Raw genomic sequence first — 15,878 nt, forward strand, 5'->3', positions numbered from 1 at the left:
GATTCCTCCTCCCTGCGCGCTCGCGGTTTCACGGCTTCAGGACACGGTCTCCAACACGACGCTGCGAGGCTCGGGGGTGACCCCGTCAGCGATCTCGATCGCGCCCGAGAGCGACTCCAGTGCACGCTCGATGCGCCACTCGTCGTCGGTGTGGAGCGTCAGCAGAGGCTGACCCGCCGCGACGCGCTCCCCCGGCTTGGCGTGGATCTCGATGCCGGCGCCCGCCTGCACCGGGTCCTCCTTGACGGCGCGGCCTGCGCCCAGCCTCCACGAGGCCACGCCCACGGACAGGGCGTCCATGCCGACAACGGTTCCCCCGGCCTCGGCGAGGACCTGGTGGGTGTGCGCGGCGCGCGGCAGCGGCGCGTCCGGGTCGCCGCCCTGCTCGTGGATCATCGCGCGCCAGCGGTCCATCGCGCGCCCGTCCGCCAGCGCGGCCTCCACGTCGGCGTCGCTCACCCCCGCGAGGTCGAGCATGTTGCGCGCGAGCTCGCAGGTCAGCTCGACGACGTCGGCGGGGCCGCCTCCAGCGAGAACCTCGATGGATTCCTCCACCTCGAGGGCGTTGCCGATCTTTCGTCCCAGCGGCACGGACATGTCGGTGAGCAGCGCGCGCGTGGCGACCCCCGCGTCGCGTCCGAGGTCGACCATCGTGCGGGCAAGCTCGCGCGCGGCGTCCAGGTCCTTCATGAAGGCACCCGATCCGACCTTGACGTCCAGGACGAGGGCTCCCGTGCCCTCGGCGATCTTCTTGCTCATGATGGAGCTGGCGATGAGCGCGATCGACTCGACGGTCGACGTGATGTCGCGCAGGGCATAAAGCTTCTTGTCCGCGGGCGCCAGGCCCGAACCAGCCGCGCAGATGACCGCACCGCAGCCGGACCCCAGCTGGGTCATGATCTCATCGTTGCTCAGCTGGGCGCGCCACCCGGGGATCGCCTCGAGCTTGTCGAGGGTGCCGCCCGTGTGCCCCAGGCCTCGGCCCGAGAGCTGCGGGACGGCCACGCCGAAGCACGCGACCAGCGGCGCCAGCGGCAGCGTAATCTTGTCGCCCACGCCGCCCGTGGAGTGCTTGTCGGCCGTCGGCTTACCGATGCCGGAAAAATCCATGCGCGCGCCCGAGCGGATCATCGCGTCCGTCCAGCGGGCAATCTCGCCCCGGTCCATGCCGCGCAGGAAAATCGCCATGGCCAGGGCGGCCATCTGCTCGTCCTTGATGACGCCCTTCGTGTAGGCGTCGATCGTCCAGTCGATCTGGTCGGGGGTCAGCACTCCCCCATCGCGCTTGACGCGGATGATGTCAACGGCATCAAAGAGAGCCATCGTCTCCTTCTTTCTCTTCCGACGAGGCCGGGGTGGCCTGGGCGACGCTCGACAGGTCGTGGGGTCCGAACGCACCGGGCAGCACCTCGGTCATCGGGGCGACGCCGCCGGGCATGAGGACCAGGCACGAGGGCCCGCCGTGCTCGTAGATGAGCTGTCGACAGCGCCCGCACGGGGCCACCGGCTCCTCGTTGCCGTTAACGGCGACGACCGCGACGAGCGTGCCACCGCCGGAGCGGATGAGGTCTGAGACCATGCCGCATTCGGCGCACAGGGTCACGCCGTAGCCTGCGTTTTCGACGTTGCAGCCGCTGACGAGCCAGCCGTCGGCGGTCAGGCCCGCAGCCCCCACGGGGAAGTTCGAGTAGGGGCAATAGGCGTGGTGCATGGCCTCGATGGCCTCGGCCAGCAGCGCCTCCCAGTCAATATCTGTTGGATCCATACGAGTTCTCACTTCACGTAGGGGATGTTCTCGGCGGCGGGCGCGCGCGACTTGCCGACGAAGCCCGCGACGGCCACGATCGTGACCACGTAGGGGATCATCGACACGAGGTCCGCGGGGATCGCGGGCTCAATGTTGGGCAGCATGCGCGCCAGGGCCTGCGCGAAACCGAACATGACGGCCGCGCCCATGGCACCCAGCGGGTTCCACTTGCCCAGGATCATGGCGGCCAAGGCGATGTAGCCGTTGCCCGCGGAGATGTTATCCGTGAAGGCCAGGCCGGAACCGATCGTGAAGAACGCGCCGCCCAAGCCCGCGAACGACGAGCCAAGGATCGTGTTGAGGGTGCGCGTGCGCCCCACGTTGATGCCGACAGTATCGGCGGCGCGCGGGTGCTCACCGCAGGCCCGCAAGCGCAGACCCCAGCGCGAACGGAACAGGAAGAACGCCAGGGCGATGACGGCCGCGTACATCAGGTACACGAGGATCGACTGGTTGAACAGGACTGGGCCGACGACCGGGATCTCCGAAAGGACGGGAATCTTGATGTCGGACAGCGAGAACTGGTTGGTGTTCAGGCTCCCGGGGGAGTTCTTCATGATCGTCCCGTAGAAGAACGTCGTCAGGCCCAGCGCCAGGACGTTCAGGACGACGCCGACGATGATCTGGTCGACCCCGTACTTGACGGAGAAGAGCGCCAGCAGGGACCCCAGGGCCGCGCCCGCGAGAGGTGCGGCGACGAGGCCCGCGTATGGGGTCTGGAAGTACGAGGCCGCCATCACGCCCGCAAACGCGCCGACGAGCAGATCGCCCTCAATCGCGATGTTGACGACGCCGACGCGCTCCGAAACGACGCCCGAGAGGGAACCGAAGATGAGCGGCGTCGAAATCGCCACGGTGGACACGAGGGTCGAGGTCAGGGTGACGACGCCCGTCGACCCGGAGCCCGCGTAGAACAGGAATCCCAGGATCGTCGACAACCCGACGACGGCCATCCCGCCAACGCGCGCCCACGCGGGCTGGGTGATGCGCCGCAGGGTCGCCACAACCGTCCACGCGGTGATCGCGATCGTCAGGACGGCGAGCACCCACACGATGGGGGCACCCGCGGTAACGATGTCGGGGATCGCATACGACTGCGACTTGTCGTACAGGCGCAGCGTCATGTCACCTCGGGCAGCCGCCGCGAAGACGACGAGCAGCACGCAGGCCGCCACGTAGATACCGGGGAGCTTCCAGGAGCGCTTGGCTTCGACCTGCGCGACCACGGTGGACTCACTTGTGCTCATCAGCGTTCCCCTTTCGCGTCTGCGCGGCCAGCGCGCGCACATCGGGCAGACGGAACAGCCAGCGCACCAGCGCCGGCGCGGCAATCAGGAGGACGATCACCGACTGCAGAATCAGGATCATGTCGATCGGCACGCCCTTGGCCTGCATCGTGTAGCCACCCGCCTTGAAGGCACCAAAGAGGAGGCCCGCACCGAATGTTCCCCACGTCTTGTTGCGCCCCAGCAGGGCCACCGTGATCGCGTCGAAGCCGATCGAACCGGCCACGTCACGCGAGACGTACCCGATGGTTCCCAAGGCCTCGTTCGCGCCAGCCAAGCCGAGGAACGCACCCGAGAGGACCATCGTGATCGCCGTGATGCGCTCGACCGATATGCCTGCCGTACGGGCGGCTGCCGCGTTCGCGCCAACCGCGCGAATCTGGAATCCCAGCGTCGAACGCTCGATCAGCCACCAGAAGAAGGCGAGGGCAACCAGGGCGACGATGAAACCGACATGCAGCTTGAAGGGGGCGGGTAGCAGGCGCGCGAGAGCCGCGCTGTCCGCAACCTTCGGCGTCACCGGCTGGTTCGAACCGGGCACCTGCCACGCCTTCTGCGTGAGCGTGTATCCCAGACCCAGCGTCGCGATCGAGTTGAGCATGATCGTCACGATCACCTCGTTCGCGCCCGTCTTCGCCTTCAAGACGCCCGCGATGCCGCCGTACAGACCACCCGCAATAATCGCGACGAGGAGGGCCACCAGCGTGTGCACAACGGGCGGCAGGTTCACCGCGAAGCCCACCCACACGGCCGCGAGCGCTCCGACGATGATCTGGCCCTTACCGCCGATGTTGAACAGCCCCGCCCGGAAGCCAAGCGCCAGGCCCAGGCCCGAAATAATCAGCGGGATCGAATAGAACAGGGAGTCCGTCAGAGGCTTGATCTGGCGGACGAAGGTCGCCGCATTGGGGTCGATGATCGACCCGCGGAACATCGCGTAGTAGGCGTCCAGAACGGATGCGCCCGACAGCGCGATGAGGACCGCACCGATCACAAACGCAATGAGGACGGCCAGCACCGAGACGAACCACTGCGAGCCAAAGATCCGGGTGAGGATGCCCGGCCCGTTACTCGTGCGCGCGCTCATTGTTCCTCCTTCCTATGTGCCCCATCATCGTGAGCGGAATCCGAGGAGGCGGCCACGGCCTCGTCCAAGGGGACGCCCGCCATCATCAGGCCGAGGACGTCGCGGCCCGTGTCAGCTGGGACGATGCCCACGATGCGGCCGCGATACATGACGGCGATACGGTCCGCCAGCGAGACAACCTCGTCGAGCTCCGACGAAATAAGCAGGACCGCGCAGCCCTGGTCCCGCACGTCCACGATCCGGCGGTGAATGAACTCAATCGAACCGACATCCACGCCGCGCGTCGGCTGGTTGGCGACCAAGAGCGTCAGGTCGCGCGACATCTCTCGGGCAACGACCACTTTTTGTTGATTGCCGCCCGACAGGGAGGACACGGGATCCTCAATCGAGGTCAGGCGGATGTCGTATTCCTTTTCCTTGTCGCGGGCGTTGCGCGCGATCGCGCCGCGCTTGAGGGAACCCGCGGCCGAGAAGGAGGAGGAGCGGAACTGGTCCAGCACCAGGTTATCCGCGATCGAAAACGAGGCGATGATGCCATCCGTCGAGCGGTCCTCGGGGATAAAACCGACTCCCGCGTCCAGGGACTGACGCGGCTTCGCACGCGTAATGTCCGCGCCCTCAAGGCGGATGACGCCGCTGTCGGGGGTGCGCAGGCCCAGGATCACCTCCGCCAGCTCCGTCTGCCCGTTGCCCTGCACGCCCGCGACCGCCAGGATCTCACCGCGCGGAACGTCGAAGGACACGTGGTCGAGAAGCGGCACACCGCCCGCGCCGAGCAGGGACACGTCCTCGAAGGCTAGGCCGCCGCCAGCGGGACGCGCGGGCTCTTTCTCCACGCGCATGAGCACCTCGCGACCCACCATCTGTGTGGCCAACGAGGCCTCGGAATCGCTCGGGGACGCGTGCCCCACGACCCGGCCGCGGCGAATGACCGTGATCTCGTCGGCCACGGCGCGCACCTCGCGCAGCTTGTGGGTGATGAACACGATCGAGGTCCCGGCATCGGCGAGCTGACGCATGATCGTCATCAGCTCATCCGTCTCCTGAGGGGTCAGCACGGCCGTCGGCTCATCGAGGATGAGGACCTTCGCCTGGCGCGACAGGGCTTTGACGATCTCCACCCGCTGCTGCGCACCCACCGGCAGATCCTCAATGAGGGCATCCGGGTCCAGGTCGAAGCCGAAACGCGCCGACACCTCGCGCACCGTGCGCCGTGCGCGCTCTCGGCTGATAATCCCCGCCGGGCCGGTCGGCTCAAAACCCAGGGCAATCGACTCCGCGACCGTGAAAACAGGGATCAGCATGAAGTGCTGGTGCACCATGCCGATACCCGCCGCGACCGCATCTCCCGGCCCCTTGAACGTCACGGGCTCTCCGTCGATGAGAATTTCACCCTCATCGGGTGCGTGCATGCCGTACAAGACGTTCATGAGCGTGGACTTGCCCGCGCCATTCTCTCCGAGCAGGGCGTGAATATGCCCCTCCTCGATCGTTAAATCAATCGAGTCATTGGCGATGAGGGGACCAAACCTCTTCGTGATCCCCCGCAGCTCTAATTTCATTCCTTCGACCTTCCCCAGCCGGTGGGCGCACCCCGCCCGATGCCCGTGTGGGGCCGGCAGCGTCACCGCCGCCAGCCCCACACGTTTCGCATCACTTCGGGGCGTTCTGCGATTCGATCACGAGCTTGCCGGACTTGATGTCGTCCGTGAGCTTGCTCAGATCCGCCTTCAGCTCGGCGGACACCTTGTCATCGAAATCGTGGAACGGGGCGATCGAGACGCCGCCGTTGGCCAGGGTGCCCACGTACGGGGTCGCGCTGAACTTACCGTTCACGGAGTCCTGAATCGCCTGCTCGACGGAGGCGCCGATCTCCTTCATGACCGAGGTCAGCACGATCGAGGAGTAGTCGGGGTTCGCCTCGTACCAGTCGGAGTCAACGCCGATGATCCAGGTGTTTCCATCCGCCTTGGCGGCCGCAGCAGCACCCAGGCCGACCGGGCCCGCGACGGGCATGATGATGTCCGCACCCTGGGAGATGAACTGCTGCGCCTGCTCCTTGCCCAGCGTCTGATCGTCGAAGGACTGCGTAAAGGAGCCGTTCTGCGTGGCCTTGTCCCAGCCGAGCAGCTGGACGCTCGTCCCCTTGGCCTTGTTGTAGGCCGCAACACCGTCGGCGAAGCCGTCCATGAACACCGTCACCGAGGGGATCTGGATGCCACCGAAGGTCGCGACCTTGCCGGTCTTCGTCATGCCGGCGGCCACGTAGCCCGCCAGGAAGGCGGCCTCGGCCGTGTTGAAGAGCAGCGGGCGCGCGTTCTCCACCGTCACCGTGTTGTTGTTGCCGTCGTTGAAGCTGGAGTCGACGAGGGCGTAGTGCAGGTCCTTGTTCTCGTCCGCAGAGGCGTGGATGGCCTTCTCCAGGTTGAAGCCGACGCCGATGATCAGGTTGCAGCCGTCAGAGACCATGGACTCCACGTTCGGGTTGAAGTCGGCGTCCGAGTTGGACTCGGCCGTGTTGATCTGGATACCGAGGCTGGACTGGGAGGCCTTGAGGCCGTCATAGGCGGACTCGTTGAATGACTTATCGTCCCAGCCGCCGGCGTCCGAGACCGCGCAGGCCTTGAACGAGCTGGCGTCCTTCGTCCCCGTGGACTGGCTGGTGGTGGCCCCTCCGCCGCCACCGCAGCCGGCCAAGGCGAGGGTTGCGACTCCCGCCGCGGCGAGGAGCTTCGTGAGGTGCTTCATGAGTGTTTTCCTCCGTTGATGTGGATTCTTCCTTGAACCGGTGGCGGCGCGAGCCGCGGATCGTGTCCGCGCAGCCATTGCGCGAACATTTGTCATGATCGACTTTTACGTCTGATCCGAGTGTCTCGCGCCGCCTCCGGGCCTGTCAAGGGCTACTTGTTCTCGCTTTGGTAACGATTGGCGCGGCGACGGGCGAGCAGCCCGGCAACACCGATCGCACCGACAAACAGCGCTCCGACCAGGCCCTCCGTGTCCGCGCCCGTGCGGGCCAGGGAGCTCTTGGGAGCCTTCGCGTTCTTGTGCTGCGTCGGAGCTGGCGCCTGGGTGCCAGACTGGGAACCATCCGCAGCATCGGCCGAGGGGCTCGGGGCGGGTGCCGACGTACCGGCACAGGTCACGGGGATCGTCAGGCCGTCCGAGGCCTCGACGACCGTCGCGAAGTCGGTGGCGACCGTGACGGGCACGTTCACAACCTCGCCAGCGGCCTTGCCCTCGCAGGCGCCGACGACCGTCACGTCCACGCTCGCCTGGCCAGCGCCGTCCGTCGTGATGACCGAGGCAGCATCAGAGGCATGCGCGTCCACGAGGGAGTTATCGACCTCGGCCACGGCCTGCGCTCCCCCGGCGCTCACGCGCACCTTCGTGGTGATGGACGGCCCCTCGGAGAAGGACAGGCCGCGCAGCGGGATCGTCACCGTCGAGCCGTCGGCGACCGCCTCGGTGGGCAGGGTCAGGCCGATCGAGGACTTCGCCTCGCGCGGCGTCAGGCCTCCGGTGGCCTGGAGGGAGCGAGCCGCCGTCCCCGAATGCGCGCCCAAGTATGCGTTGAAGGAATCGCGGTCCAGGTTTCCATTCGTGGTGGCCGCTCCCCCTCGGGTCAGCGCGTCGAAGGAGTCGCCGCCAGCGAGCAGGAAGGTCACGGACCCGACCGTGTACGTCGCGTCGGCCTTGAGGGGCTCGCCGTTGATCGTCACCGACGTGATGCGCTCACCGTAGGGCTTCGCCGGGTCATAGGTGTAGTGCACGTTCGAGGATAGGCCGAGCTTGAGCATGGGCCGGGAGTTCTGCGAGTTCAGGTCCGTCTTCCACTGCTGCTCGAGCGCGTCCTTGACGTCCGATCCCTTGAGCGTGACGTATCCCAGCTCGTTGGAGAAGGGCTCGACCTCGTAGGTCTGCGCGTACGTGATCGTCCCGTCCTCGTTCGGCACCAGGTCGGCGCGCAGGCCGCCCGCGTTGATCATGCCGATGTCGACGCTCTTTCCGTCCGGGGTGAGGATCGTTTCGCGCAGGGAGTCAGCGACCAGGTCGCCCAGGGAGGACTCGATACCGCGGTTCGAACCCGGCTCGGTCAGCCCGTCGGGGGTCGTGAAAACGCCGCGCATGAAAGGTGTCGTGTATCCGGTAGCGACGACGCGCTTGCCGGCTTCCTTCGAGTCGGCCTCAGCCTTATCGACGATGGCCTGAGTATCGGGGTCCGCACCGCACTGGGCGACCTCGGCGGCCGGGATGAGGATCGAGTCCGCACTGGTGACCTGGCGCGTCGCGGGGTCGATCGTCAGGCGGATGAGACCCAGGTTGTCCGTGTAGGAGCCCGACGCGATGCCCGCCAGGCGCGGGTTCGCGGAGTTGAAGGCCTCGACCGAGTTGACGTGGTCAAACTCGTAGGGCACGTGCGTGTCCCCACCCATGAGGCCGTCGACGTCCTTGCCGACCTTCGTGTAGTTGTTCTTCACGTCGTCGTCCAGCATGGCGATGACAACGTCTGCCTCTCCGCTGGTCTTCAGCTTGGCCGCCAGGGAGTTGATGCGCGCAATCGGATCACTGAAGGTCAGGCCTGCCGTCGTGCCGGGGCTCAGCTTGTAGGGTACGTCCTGCGCGATCGCGCCGATGAACGCCACCTTCATGCCCGAGGGCGACGTCCACACCTTGTAGTCCCCCAGATACGGGATGCCGTCACCGTAGGTGCCCATGCCCTCGATATTGGCCCCCAGGTAGGGGAAGGTCGCCTGCACGAACTCGCTCGGGTTCGACCCGTCAACGCGCTGCTTGAAGACGGCCTGTCCCATGTCCAGCTCGTGGTTGCCAATCGTCGAGGCCAGGGGATCCATCGTGTTGAGCGCCGCGATGGTCGGGTTGTCCTTGAGCGCGCCCGAAATGTAGGGGGATGCGCCGATGTTGTCGCCCAGCAGCGTGAACGAGGAGTTGGGGTTCGTCGCGCGTGCCTTCTTCAGATAGCAGTTCATCGCGGGCAGCCCGGCCTCGCGCACGACGCCCTTCTTGGTGACCTGTTGGATGTGTCCGTGCACGTCCGTCAGGGTGTAGAGGTCCAGGGTGATCGGCGCGGCCTCGTCCGCTGAGGCCTCGTCCTGCCCGGCCGCGAGCGCTGCGGCTGGCAGGGATGCCAGGGAGAGGGCGGCCGCCGAGGCGAGCGCGAAGCGAGTCCATGGTCTGTACATGGGTGTGTTCCTTTCATTGGGGCGCCGGCGGCGCGTCCTGCGTGGTGCGTGGGGAGTTCGTGGGGTCAGCCGCGGCGACGGCGACGCGCGACGAGGAGGAGGCCACCGCCCACTGCGGCGAGGAGGACATCCAAGCCCACCGCTCGGTCGGCATCGGTACCGGTGCGCGGCAGGTTGCCTGGGGTGCGGGTCTGGCGCGTGGGCGTCGTGCGGGGCGAGGCCGTGGTCCCCTGGGAGAGGCCGCGCTGGGGCGCCGGGGACGGGGACTGGGACGAGGCCGGGCTGGGGGCATCCGTGGGGGCGGCGGATGGGTCGGCGCTCGGCGCCGGGGCTGGGTTCTCTCCGCCGCCCAGGGTGAGCCCGATGAGCTCGGGGTTGTGATCCGAGGAGCGGTAGGGGTTGTCCGCCTCGACGGCCAGGTGAGCGTTCATACCGGCCCGCGAGTATTCGAATGCGATGGACTCTTGGGCGTTGACAGCCCAGCTGGTCACCCCCGCGAGGAGCGGCTTGGCGGCCGCGTTGGCGAAGACGTGGTCGAGGGATCCCGAGCGCCCCGAGTAAACGTAGGAGGCCTCGCCCGCGCCGGACACGTGCGCCCAGCCCGCAGTTTCGAGGACCTTGATCGGGTCCTCCTGGGAGTAGGAGTTGAAGTCGCCGACGAGCAGGGTCGGCTTGTCCGAAAAGCGGGCGGCGAAGGATGCCAGCGCCTCGGCCTGTGCGACGCGGATCGCGTTCGCGTTGCCCTGCCCATCACCGTTGTCGACGTTACCCTCGCCCGCGCCCTCGGGGACGGAACCCTTCGACTTGAAGTGGTTGGCGATGACCACGAAGGATGCGGGTGCGGTTCGCTCGGCGGTGACACGCACGAACTCCTGAGCAAGAGGCTGGCGCGCCAGGCCCGTGAACGCCGGGTCGTCGTCAATGAGCGACTCACCGATGGGGGCGACGGTCGCGGGCTTGTAGATGAAGGCGACGCGGATGACGTCCTCGGCCTCGGGAACGGTCTTGGGCGAGGGCACGTACGCCCAGGTCCCCGCTCCCGCTGCCTTGTTGAGGGCCTCGACAAGGCGCGCCAGGGATGCGTCGCGGTCCGTTCCCACGCCCACGGCCACCGGGTTTTCGATCTCCTCCAGGGCGACCACGTCGGCCCCCAAGGCGTTGATCGCTGAGACGATCTTGGCCTCCTGGTTCGCGAAGGCCTCGCGCGAGAACGCGCCGCGCACCTTGCACTTCTTCGCCGTCACGAAGGCGCCCGTGCGGTCGGGGTAGCCCGTGCATCCGGCCTCGTCGACGCCCAGGTCCGAGAAGTAGTTGAGGACATTGAAGGTCGCCACGCGCGTGTCACCTCCGACCGTGGGGGCGCTCGGACGCTGCCCCGTGATGGTGACGGGCGAGCGGTCAGGGTACCCGGCGACCATGGAGGTCGGCTGGAAAACGAAGGACCCGTGCCTGGGTTCGAGGACAACCGGCCCCAAGAAGGACACGTGGTAGCCGACGCGCGCGGGTGAGCCGTTCGCCAGGTAGGCGTAGGCCACCTCGGTGGCGGCCCCCTTCAGCAGGTTCGTGTTCGTGCCGTCATCGAGGGCAATGACGCGCGCGGCATTGGCGGCCTCGTAGTCGCGGGCCGCCTGCCCGGGTGCGACCACGTCGGTGGCCGAGCGCAACGGGCTCTCACCCGGAGTGAGGGCGAGGGTGCCGTATTGGTTCGTCTGGTAGTTGTCGGTGATGGTCCACGTGCCCTGGGGAGCCAGGAGCATCGACTCGTAGGGCTCCGCCTGATCGGGGGTAGGGACACCGGTCACCGGCGTGGGTGTCACGGCCTGGCAGCCCTCGACGTTACTCACGGAGGTCACCGCCAACTGGGTGAGGCTCTGCGGGTTTCCCTTCGCGGTCGTCGCAGGGAACTCACCAACCGTTCCGGTGACGCGCACGCACGTTCCGACCGCTGGAACCTGGCCGTCCTTCCCCGCGTAGACAAACAGAGCATCCGAACTCGCGCGTCCCTCATCCCACGCGCCGCCCGACCCGGGGGTCTGGATCGTGTAGCCGTCCAGCGTCGCGCCCAAGCCGGACTCGGCGGCCGGGTACGCGGCGGTCACAACGCCAAGCGTCGTCACGGCGGCCCCCACCATTGCGGAATCATCCCCCGCGCCCACGGCCTGGATGTCCGGGATCGGCGTATCGACGAGGCCTGGGCTGGCCTCCCCCGACTGCGCGGAAGTCTCGGGAGCGGAAGACTGAGCGGGCTGCGTCGGCTCCTCAGGCTGCGCCGCACCTGACTGGGCCTGCGTGCCCTCAGTCTGCGCAGCTCCCGACTGGCTTGCTTCCACAGCACCCGATTGGCCCGCATCAGCCGCCCATGCGGCGGGCACAAGCCCGATCGCGGACAGCGCGAGCGCGCCGAATGCAGCTAGTGATCGTGTCCCGCACTTCATCGGGATGTCCTCTCAACCTCACCTCACCGTGAGGGGCCGACCAGCCCCGTGCCGCAGGCGTCTTTACCAACGGCAACACGAGTTATGACAAGTGTAATCACATGCACACGTGTGCGGAAGACATTGAGAATATTCCCGCAAATACAAGGCGTTTCCGGGCGAGCGTGCACCCGACAGCGAGAAGCGGCCCCGGCCTCGTCAAACTGAGCCGAGGTCGCGGCGTTCCCCAGGCCTCGGCATACCCAGCCCCGGCCTCGTCGCGGAGCGAACGAAGGTTAGGACGCCGAGTACGGGGAGACGACCACCTGGGCGCGCTGCAGATCCTTGACCTCCGAGTATCCCGTCGAGGCCATGGTCCGTTTGAGCGCGCCAATGAAGTTCAGCGAACCATCCGCGCGCGTCGAGGGGCCATAGAGGATCTGCTCAAGCGTGCCCGTCGTACCCACGTGGACGCGCTGGCCGCGCGGCATATCCGGGTGCGTCGCCTCCGACCCCCAGTGCCAGCCGCGCCCGGGAGCCTCCTCCGCGCGGGCGATGGCAGCACCCAGCATGACAGCGTCCGCGCCGCACGCAATCGCGCGCGACAGGTCACCGGAGCGGCCAATGCCGCCGTCCGCGATGACGTGCACGTAGCGGCCGCCAGACTCGTCCATGTAGTCGCGACGGGCTGCCGCCACGTCCGCGATCGCCGTCGCCATGGGCGCGTGCACGCCCAGGGACTGGCGCGTCGAGTGCGCCGCTCCCCCGCCAAAACCGACGAGGACACCCGCCGCGCCCGTACGCATCAGGTGCAGAGCCGCCGCATCCGTACACACGCCACCGACGATGACGGGGACGTCCAGCTCGTAGATGAAACGCTTGAGATTGAGGGGCTCGCTGCGCGAGGAGACATGCTCGGCGGACACGGTCGAGCCGCGAATGATGAACAGGTCAACGCCCGCGTCCACGACCGCGCGCCAGTACTTCTGCACGCGCTGGGGTGAGAGCTTGCCGGCGACCACCACGCCGGCTTCGCGCAGCTGCTTGAGGCGCGCGGTGATCAGCGACGGCTTAATCGGCTCCGAATAGATGCGCTGGAGGGACGCGATCGACTCCTCCTCGCCCAGGTGGGAGATGCGCTCAAGGATCGGGGTCGGATCCTCGTAGCGGGTCCACAGGCCATCCAGGTCGAGCACGCCGATACCACCGAGGCGGCCGAAGGCGATCGCCGTCTCCGGGCTCATCACCGAGTCCATCGGGGCCGCCATCACGGGAATGTCGACGTGGTAAGCGTCGATCTGCCAGCCCACGTTGACGTCTTCGGGATCCCGGGTGCGCCGCGCGGGCACGAGGGCGATATCGTCCAGCGTGTAGGCGCGGCGCCCGCGCTTGCCACGACCGATTTCCACTTCGTCGCTCATGACCCGATTCTACTGCCTCCAGCACGCTTCCACTGCCTCCGGGACGCAGATGTGCCCGCCCTCTGCCACACTGGAGTCACCGGCAAGGCGAGGAGCAATCATGAGCTGGATCGACGACCCATGGATGGGTTTTGACACCGAGACGACGGGCGTGCGCGCACTCAAGGACCGCCTCGTCACCGCCGCGCTGGTGCTGCGCATCGACGGCGCCTCCTACCGCAGCGGCGTCAGCGCCCCCGACCAGGTGGCCACGTGGCTGACCGACCCGGGCGTCGAGATCCCCGAGCAGGCCACGGCCGTCCACGGCATCACGACCGAGCAGGCGCGCCGCGACGGCCGCCCCATCGAGGAGGTCCTGCACGAGCTGGCCGGTTCCATCGTCGAGCACTGGCTGCGCGGATACCCAGTCGTCGCCTTCAACGCGACGTACGACATCACGCTGGTGAACCAGGAGCTGCGCCGCCACCACCTGGGGTCTTTCGAGGAGCGCCTCGAGGGTGCGCCGATGCTGGTCGTCGACCCGCTCGTCTTGGATCGTAAGCTCGACCGCTTCCGCAAGGGCAAGAAGACGCTGACGGAGATGGCGCCCGTCTACGGGGCGGTCGCTTCCCCGGACGCTCACACGGCCGAGGTCGACGTGGCCATGACGCTCGACGTGCTCGCCGGCATGGTGGATAAGTACCCGCAGCTGGGCTCCATGAGCGCCCTGGAGCTCATGGATTATCAGCTCCAGGCTCACCAGGATTGGGCCGAGGACTTCGAGAAGTACCTGCGCAAGCAGGGCAAGGACGCGAACATCGACCGCGAGTGGCCCCAGATCACGCCGCGAGGCCGCGGCGGCGACCAGGAGTAAGAACGCTTCAGGCGGGGGTCGGGTGCCGGCCCCCGTTTTCGTTGTGTCTGAAGAGTCCTCCGTGCGGTGCATGTGCGAGGCAGTGGCCGGGTTCAGCCGCGCCCGGTGGGCGGCCGCATGACCGGCTGCTCAGCACGCGCTACACACCACCAGTGTGGAGGGCACCGCAGGTAGCACGGCCTGTCTCTCTCCCCCAAAAGTCGCATGCAATTCGATTAGGTGAAGATTCAACAGAGTCTGAAAACGTTGCAATTCCAACGCTCATCTTTCAATGCATGAAAGGTTGACAGGGAAATTGCATGCGACATTGTCAGGGAACTTTCCCTATGTCCTACACAGGACCAGACGAAGGGGCATGACACCAGTTAGGGAGCATTACACCACCTCCGAACTGGTGTAATACCCGGCTAAGTGGTGTCACACCACTTAGCAACAAGCCTAAATGCGGGCTCGCTCGAGTGGAGAGGTCAAGGTCATCGGCCGCCAGCTCACATACGGATAGGTAAGCAACATCCGGATAGGTAACGAACATCCGGATAGCTTAATAACCTATCCGGATGTGCATAACCTATCCGCGTGTGCACAACCTATCCGGATAAGCCCATGCAGAGGGCGCCGGCGGGGCCGCAAGGCCTGACCGGGCACACACCACGTGCCACCAGCAAGGAGGGCGCCGGCGGGTAGCGATACCCGTTCGCCCACAAAAGTCGCATGCAATTCGATTGGATGAAGATTCAACAAAGCTCGAAAACGTTGCAATTCCAACGCTCAAAATTCATGGTTTGAAATAGTCACAGGGGAATTGCATGCGAAATTGGTTGGGGGATCAGCGGTGAAGAGGCGCGAGGGCTGCAGGTGACGTGGGCCTGGCCGGGCTTCGAGCCGACACACCGAGCGAAGCTCGCGGCGCAGACGGCGAGCGGGCGGGCGGGCCGAGCGAAGCTCGCGGCGCGGACGGCGGGCGGGCCCGACGGCGCCCGGAACACCGGCGGCGCAGCCACCAGGAACGCCGGTGGCGCAGCAGCAATGCGGGTATGCGAGAGGCCCGGAGGCGAGTCACCACCTCCGGGCCTCTACGCACAGCTCACTTTTCCTTGATGAGGTCCAACCACGTGCGGCGTTCACCCACGAGGAAGCCGAAGTCGCGGTTCTGGTCCGCGATGGCGGCGTCGGTCGCGGGGTTCTTGATGAGTGCGGCCAGCACGTCGGGGGCGGCGGTGATGGCACCCACGCCCTGGCGGACCAGCTCAAGGACCTGCTCAGAGTTCTTGAAGGACGCGGCCAGCACGTCGGCCTTCAAGTCGTAGGAACGCAGGGTGCGGTGGATTTCGGAGGCGACGCGCACGCCGTCGATGCCGTAGTTGTCCATGCGGTTGACATAGGGGGCGACGTAGCGGGCGCCCGCCTTGGCGGCCATGAAGCCCTGCATCGAGGAGTGGATGCCGGTCGCGGTGACCTGCATGCCTTCGCGCACGATGCGCGGGATGGCGGCGAAACCTTCGCGCGTGACGGGGAGCTTGATGAAGAGGTTGCCGCCGATCTCGCCGCGCAGGGCACGGGCCTCGGCGACCATGTCATCGGCGCGCTGGGAGACGATCTGGACGTGCAGCTGAGCGCCGTCGGGCAGGAGCTGCTTAATGGCGTGGAGCACCTCGAGAGGTTCCTTGCCCTCGCGGTACAGGATCGTCGGGTTAGTGGTCACGCCGTCGATGGGCAGGTATTCCAGGGTCTTGGCGATGGAATCGACGTTCGCGTGATCGATGAGGATGAGCATCTGAGCAGCTCCTTTGCGGTGTTGTGAGTTTT

The 15,878-nt window shown here is 66.8% G+C and carries 11 protein-coding genes; 1 reads left to right on the forward strand and 10 read right to left on the reverse strand.

Translation table 11 applies throughout. The features are described from left to right. Positions 1-36: 36 nt before the first annotated feature. From HMPREF1478_RS01175 to HMPREF1478_RS01215, 9 genes are all read right to left on the reverse strand, one after another. Positions 37-1,323: a thymidine phosphorylase gene (locus HMPREF1478_RS01175; protein WP_016460267.1), complete on the reverse strand. Its 1,287-nt coding sequence runs from the start codon at positions 1,321-1,323 to the stop codon at positions 37-39. Further along, a complete protein-coding gene (locus HMPREF1478_RS01180; RefSeq protein WP_016460268.1) occupies positions 1,310-1,765 on the reverse strand; it encodes a cytidine deaminase in 456 nt (151 codons plus the stop codon). Before HMPREF1478_RS01180 ends, HMPREF1478_RS01175 begins: the two co-directional genes overlap by 14 nt. A gap of 8 nt (positions 1,766-1,773) precedes the next feature. Continuing rightward, positions 1,774-3,054, reverse strand: a complete 1,281-nt coding sequence (locus HMPREF1478_RS01185) for an ABC transporter permease (protein WP_016460269.1) — start codon at positions 3,052-3,054, stop codon at positions 1,774-1,776. Then, positions 3,041-4,180: an ABC transporter permease gene (locus tag HMPREF1478_RS01190; RefSeq protein ID WP_016460270.1), complete on the reverse strand. Its 1,140-nt coding sequence runs from the start codon at positions 4,178-4,180 to the stop codon at positions 3,041-3,043. The genes HMPREF1478_RS01185 and HMPREF1478_RS01190 overlap by 14 nt, the downstream gene beginning before the upstream one ends. Beyond that, positions 4,177-5,742 carry an ABC transporter ATP-binding protein gene (locus HMPREF1478_RS01195; RefSeq protein WP_016460271.1) on the reverse strand — a complete coding sequence of 522 codons (1,566 nt, stop codon included), beginning with the start codon at positions 5,740-5,742 and terminating at the stop codon, positions 4,177-4,179. The genes HMPREF1478_RS01190 and HMPREF1478_RS01195 overlap by 4 nt, the downstream gene beginning before the upstream one ends. A gap of 91 nt (positions 5,743-5,833) precedes the next feature. Continuing rightward, entirely contained in the window at positions 5,834-6,928 is a 1,095-nt protein-coding gene (locus tag HMPREF1478_RS01200) for a BMP family lipoprotein (protein WP_016460272.1), read from the reverse strand. 152 nt (positions 6,929-7,080) lie between these two features. Continuing rightward, entirely contained in the window at positions 7,081-9,384 is a 2,304-nt protein-coding gene (locus HMPREF1478_RS01205) for a bifunctional metallophosphatase/5'-nucleotidase (protein WP_016460273.1), read from the reverse strand. A gap of 65 nt (positions 9,385-9,449) precedes the next feature. Then, complete coding sequence (locus HMPREF1478_RS01210) at positions 9,450-11,819, reverse strand: ExeM/NucH family extracellular endonuclease (RefSeq protein ID WP_016460274.1); 2,370 nt, start codon at positions 11,817-11,819, stop codon at positions 9,450-9,452. Positions 11,820-12,094: 275 nt separating this feature from the next. Beyond that, positions 12,095-13,219 (reverse strand): GuaB3 family IMP dehydrogenase-related protein, encoded by a 1,125-nt coding sequence (locus HMPREF1478_RS01215; protein ID WP_016460275.1) that lies wholly within the window; start codon positions 13,217-13,219, stop codon positions 12,095-12,097. Between the two features lie 100 nt (positions 13,220-13,319). Here HMPREF1478_RS01215 and HMPREF1478_RS01220 point away from each other — a divergent pair, with 100 nt between their 5' ends. Next, the gene (locus HMPREF1478_RS01220) at positions 13,320-14,072 is read left to right on the forward strand and encodes an exonuclease domain-containing protein (RefSeq protein ID WP_016460276.1); all 753 of its coding nucleotides are present in this window, start codon (positions 13,320-13,322) and stop codon (positions 14,070-14,072) included. A gap of 1,084 nt (positions 14,073-15,156) precedes the next feature. Here HMPREF1478_RS01220 and HMPREF1478_RS01225 read toward each other — a convergent pair. Further along, the gene (locus HMPREF1478_RS01225; protein ID WP_003790462.1) at positions 15,157-15,846 is read right to left on the reverse strand and encodes a transaldolase family protein; all 690 of its coding nucleotides are present in this window, start codon (positions 15,844-15,846) and stop codon (positions 15,157-15,159) included. Between the last annotated feature and the right edge of the window lie 32 nt (positions 15,847-15,878).

The sequence above is a fragment of the Actinomyces sp. HPA0247 genome (genome assembly GCA_000411415.1).
GTDB lineage: Bacteria > Actinomycetota > Actinomycetes > Actinomycetales > Actinomycetaceae > Pauljensenia.

What these genes read in the sequence shown, in the direction of transcription:
- HMPREF1478_RS01175 (WP_016460267.1), bottom strand. Translation starts at nt 1,323, where the DNA reads ATGGCTCTCTTTGATGCCGTTGACATCATCCGCGTCAAGCGCGATGGG.
- HMPREF1478_RS01180 (WP_016460268.1), bottom strand. Translation starts at nt 1,765, where the DNA reads ATGGATCCAACAGATATTGACTGGGAGGCGCTGCTGGCCGAGGCCATC.
- HMPREF1478_RS01185 (WP_016460269.1), bottom strand. Translation starts at nt 3,054, where the DNA reads ATGAGCACAAGTGAGTCCACCGTGGTCGCGCAGGTCGAAGCCAAGCGC.
- HMPREF1478_RS01190 (WP_016460270.1), bottom strand. Translation starts at nt 4,180, where the DNA reads ATGAGCGCGCGCACGAGTAACGGGCCGGGCATCCTCACCCGGATCTTT.
- HMPREF1478_RS01195 (WP_016460271.1), bottom strand. Translation starts at nt 5,742, where the DNA reads ATGAAATTAGAGCTGCGGGGGATCACGAAGAGGTTTGGTCCCCTCATC.
- HMPREF1478_RS01200 (WP_016460272.1), bottom strand. Translation starts at nt 6,928, where the DNA reads ATGAAGCACCTCACGAAGCTCCTCGCCGCGGCGGGAGTCGCAACCCTC.
- HMPREF1478_RS01205 (WP_016460273.1), bottom strand. Translation starts at nt 9,384, where the DNA reads ATGTACAGACCATGGACTCGCTTCGCGCTCGCCTCGGCGGCCGCCCTC.
- HMPREF1478_RS01210 (WP_016460274.1), bottom strand. Translation starts at nt 11,819, where the DNA reads ATGAAGTGCGGGACACGATCACTAGCTGCATTCGGCGCGCTCGCGCTG.
- HMPREF1478_RS01215 (WP_016460275.1), bottom strand. Translation starts at nt 13,219, where the DNA reads ATGAGCGACGAAGTGGAAATCGGTCGTGGCAAGCGCGGGCGCCGCGCC.
- HMPREF1478_RS01220 (WP_016460276.1), top strand. Translation starts at nt 13,320, where the DNA reads ATGAGCTGGATCGACGACCCATGGATGGGTTTTGACACCGAGACGACG.
- HMPREF1478_RS01225 (WP_003790462.1), bottom strand. Translation starts at nt 15,846, where the DNA reads ATGCTCATCCTCATCGATCACGCGAACGTCGATTCCATCGCCAAGACC.